This is a genomic window from Phenylobacterium sp. (assembly GCF_035944335.1).
In the GTDB taxonomy this organism is placed as follows: Bacteria; Pseudomonadota; Alphaproteobacteria; order Caulobacterales; family Caulobacteraceae; genus Phenylobacterium.
The window spans coordinates 1-3,590 of sequence record NZ_DASZBG010000096.1; the positions used below are offsets into that span (position 1 = coordinate 1).

At 64.8% G+C, this 3,590-nt stretch carries 4 protein-coding genes and 1 tRNA gene; 1 reads left to right on the top strand and 4 read right to left on the bottom strand.

Annotated features, from left to right (window positions below):
* The coding region (locus tag VGT80_RS16065) for a tyrosine-type recombinase/integrase (protein ID WP_327457567.1) at positions 1–1,121 on the bottom strand (1,121 nt) is incomplete at its 3' end.
* A gap of 111 nt (positions 1,122–1,232) precedes the next feature.
* On the opposite strand from VGT80_RS16065, the gene VGT80_RS16070 reads away from it, so the two are divergent.
* Positions 1,233–1,371: transfer RNA gene (locus VGT80_RS16070), tRNA-OTHER, on the top strand.
* Positions 1,372–1,424: 53 nt separating this feature from the next.
* On the opposite strand, the gene VGT80_RS16075 is transcribed toward VGT80_RS16070, so the two are convergent.
* The 3 genes from VGT80_RS16075 to VGT80_RS16085 all read right to left on the bottom strand — a co-directional run.
* Positions 1,425–2,207: an MBL fold metallo-hydrolase gene (locus VGT80_RS16075; RefSeq protein ID WP_327457569.1), complete on the bottom strand. Its 783-nt coding sequence runs from the start codon at positions 2,205–2,207 to the stop codon at positions 1,425–1,427.
* 92 nt (positions 2,208–2,299) lie between these two features.
* On the bottom strand, positions 2,300–2,899 hold the full coding sequence (locus VGT80_RS16080; protein WP_327457571.1) for a TlpA disulfide reductase family protein: 600 nt from the start codon (positions 2,897–2,899) through the stop codon (positions 2,300–2,302).
* 228 nt (positions 2,900–3,127) lie between these two features.
* A partial coding sequence (locus VGT80_RS16085) for an FkbM family methyltransferase (protein WP_327457573.1) occupies positions 3,128–3,590 on the bottom strand: 463 nt, incomplete at its 5' end.

The window sequence follows — 3,590 nt, forward strand, 5'->3', positions numbered from 1 at the left end:
CGGCTCGTCGTCGTGCCGGCTGCGTGGCCCAGCATTGCGGCGATGGTGGCTTCGGTGAATCCCAGCTCGTTGGCGACGCTCGCGAAGCTGTGCCGCAGGGTGTGGGGCGTCACGTCGGGCAGCTTCTGGCGCACGGTCTTCATCCAGACCTTAGGCACGCCGTCGAACGCCTTGCCGGCCACATCGCCTTCGAACACATAGCCGGCGTCGTCCGGTGGTCTACGCTCGGCGAGGATCCCCAGGGCTGCGCTCCCCACCGGGCGGATGGAGCTGCCCTCCTTCGAGTCGTCCAAGCGGAAACAATTGCGCTCGTCGTCCACCTCTTCCCATCGGAGCTTCTCGATTTCGCCTCGCCGGCATCCGGTCAGGGCGAGCATTCGGATGATCGTCAGCGCGGTTCGATTGTGTCCCTCGCGCTCGGCCGACAGTAGGACTTCCCCCAGGAGCCGATACTCCTCCGGAGAGAGGAAGCGTTGCCGGAACCGGGTGGCGGGCTTGGTGAAGCCGTGGACGGGATTGGTCTCGATGACGCCGACGCGGACGGCATAGGAAAGCAGGGATCCCAGCAAGCCCACGGTGCGCGCCGCGGTGGGCAAGCCACCTCGGACAATCGAACGTCCGCGAGGCTTGGTCTTCCTGTCGCGCCGCGCCTTTCCGGTCGCGACGTCCCTCATGAACTGGTGGACCTCGGGTCGACCGATATCCTTGACCAGGTGGGTCCCTAGAAGAGGGATGATATGCGCGCTGATGCGGCTCCGGTCCGTTTGGATGGTGGAGGCCTTCTTTGGGCGCCGCCTCTTTCCGGGGATCAGGCCCAACTCTGCATCGAGCAGGTATCGATCGCAGAGCTCCCGCATTGTGAGGCCCTCGCGCTCAAGCCGCCTCACGTCGGCGGGATCGCCTCCCTGGGCGACTTCGCCGAGCTTGATCCTGGCGATGCGCCTAGCCGCGTCGGGCGAGAGTTCTCCGTGGAAGCCCAAGGTAAGGCGCCGCGTGCGGCGTTTCACCTTGTACTGGATGACATAGCTTCGGCGTCCGGACGGATAGAGCCGAATGCCGAACCCCGGCAGCGCTTCATCCCACACAATGAACTTGTCCGCGCGAGGCTGGAGCGCCTCCACATATCTGCTAGAAAGCTTAGGCAAGTAGTCTCTCCCAAGACTTTGACGCCATGCTGGGGCAGTCCAGGGACATCCAGCAGGCGGAAATCGCGCCGCGCGTTGTCGCGCGTAGCAGTAGGAGAGATGGATTATAGTCGTCGATGAATCAATAGTCTGTCGTATATTTTCGCATTGCGTCGCATATTAGAAAATCTACTTTCCAATACTCCGAAGGCAAAGGTCACACGTTCGAATCGTGTCGGGTGCGCCAGCGAATTCACTGACTTAGTGCTTCCTCGGTTGACGCGGCGCCGATGCGTGCGCTCAGAGCGAAAGGATTTCGCCCTGAGCCAGAACCCGCGCGGTCTGACCGAGCGCAGCCATCGCCTTCAGGAAGCGCGCCTCGGCCTGCGGCTGCTCGACGTAGGCCGGATTGCCGGTCGCGCCGTAGTGCACGGGGACGGTGAGGCGGGCTCCCAGGTTTTTCGAGGCGCTGGCAGCCTGTTCGGGCGTCAAGCTCATCGGCTGGGTGACGTCGCGATACATGCCACTGGTCTGGCGCATTCCGTTGATCGGCAACACCGCCACGTCGAACGGCCCATACGCTCGGGCATAGCTCCACCAGCCGCCGTGCCAGAGGGTGTCTCCGCAATGAATGATGCGGCGGCCTCCGGCATCGACGATCCAGGAGACCTGCGGGCTGCCGAGGCCGTCGACGGCGGGAACGGCCCAAGCCACGAACTCGCCGGCGCCGCGGGACAGGAACACCGGCTCGTACATCCTTGCCGGCAGCACCAGGACCCCTTGGGGGTTCATCTGCCGCGCGACACCCTCCTCAGCGACGACATAGCCCTGTGCGCCCAGAACCGGCTTCAGCGCTTCGGGATCGAAATGGTCGCCATGATGGTGCGACACCAGGGCGAAGCTTCGGCTCGCCTTGGTTGCAACCGGCGCTTCCTTGATCGGGGCGTCCGGGTTGGGCGCCGTGGCGTCGATGAACACGGCGACGCCGGCATGTTCCAATCGTATGCCGGCCCAAGACAGGCGCTGCATCGTGACCGTCGACGGATCGGGACGGACCTGGGCCGAGGCGCGCGCGCCGGCCAAGGCCGGCGCTGCGGCGGCCCCCAAGAGAATCCCTCTGCGAACTAGGTCCACCGCACCCCTCCGAATTCCGACGAACAGCCGACCTGTCGGCCTCAGACACCCGACTTCATCATCTGCTCTATTTCGGCGATGACTTTCGGCTCATCGGCCGAGGATTTGTGGATCGATGCGATCCGGCCTTTCCGGTCGATCAGAATCCAGGTCGGCAGATTGGCGTTGATCAGCTTGTCGGCAGCGACGATGCGCTCCTCCTTGAGCCGCAGGACGCGGCCATAGGCCGTGTTGAAATCCCTTGTTGGCAAGACCACGGCCGCGAAGCTCGACGGATGCCGCGCCATATAGGCGTCGAGTTTGCCCCGATCGTCGTCCAGGGCGACGCCCAGCACCACGAGGCCACGCCTGACGTAGCGTGCCTGCAGCTCGGCGATCCTCGGCAACCCTGCGAGGCAGGGCGCGCACCAAGTCGCCCAGAGATCGAGCAACACCACCTTGCCTTTCAGATCCGCCGAAGCGACCGGCGCGCCATCCAGCCGTTGCAAACGGATCGGCGGCGCCGCGGGCCTCGCCATGCCAGACGTGGCGATCGCCGACAGCACGAGCGCCGTGGCGACGGCGTGCAGATATGAACCTCGTATCGCCGTTCTTCCGGCCGCGGGGGAGTCGTGGACCGGAGTTGCGGTGATCCATCGCATTGGGCCCGAAGCTCCTCACCGCAGGAGAGGCCAAGCTAGCCATCCGGCCCGGCCTCCGCGAACGATGGTTTCTGGTTCAGGACATTACCGTTGCTAATAAGCCCGTGGCGCGCGCCCTGGCGGTCGTCGAGGCTTGAGCCGTCGGCCGCTGGCCTAGGGTCTGTACTCGATACCGCCCATCCCGGCCTTCGCCGGGATGGGCGGTGATGAAGATTCAAGCCATTGAATCTATTCGGCCGGAATTGAGTCCGGACCCTCAGGAACCGGCAGGAAGATGAAGTTGAACACATAGTCGGCGGGCCGGTTGGGGTCGTGGCTGACCGCCAGATCCAACTCGGCGAAGTCGGTGAGCACGCCCTTCTTCAGCACCAGGCAGCGGTAGCCATAGGCGCAAACCTCGGCGATCATGTCGGCGAGGCCGCGCCTCGTGTGCTTCTCCTCGATCTCGACCACCAGGTTGGGGCGGTCGCGGCGCAGGGTTGCGGCCGCGCCCTTCAGCACCTGCAGTTCGAAGCCCTCCACGTCGATCTTGATGAAGCCGACGTTGACTAGGCCGCAGTCGTCGAGGCGCCTGGCCTCCACGGTCACCGCGCCAAACGCCTGGCCGTTCAGCTTGTCGACCGACAGGGACGCGCCCTGGTTGGAGTAGCCGGCCTCGCTCTTGGGCACCATCAGCACCGCCTCGCCCGAC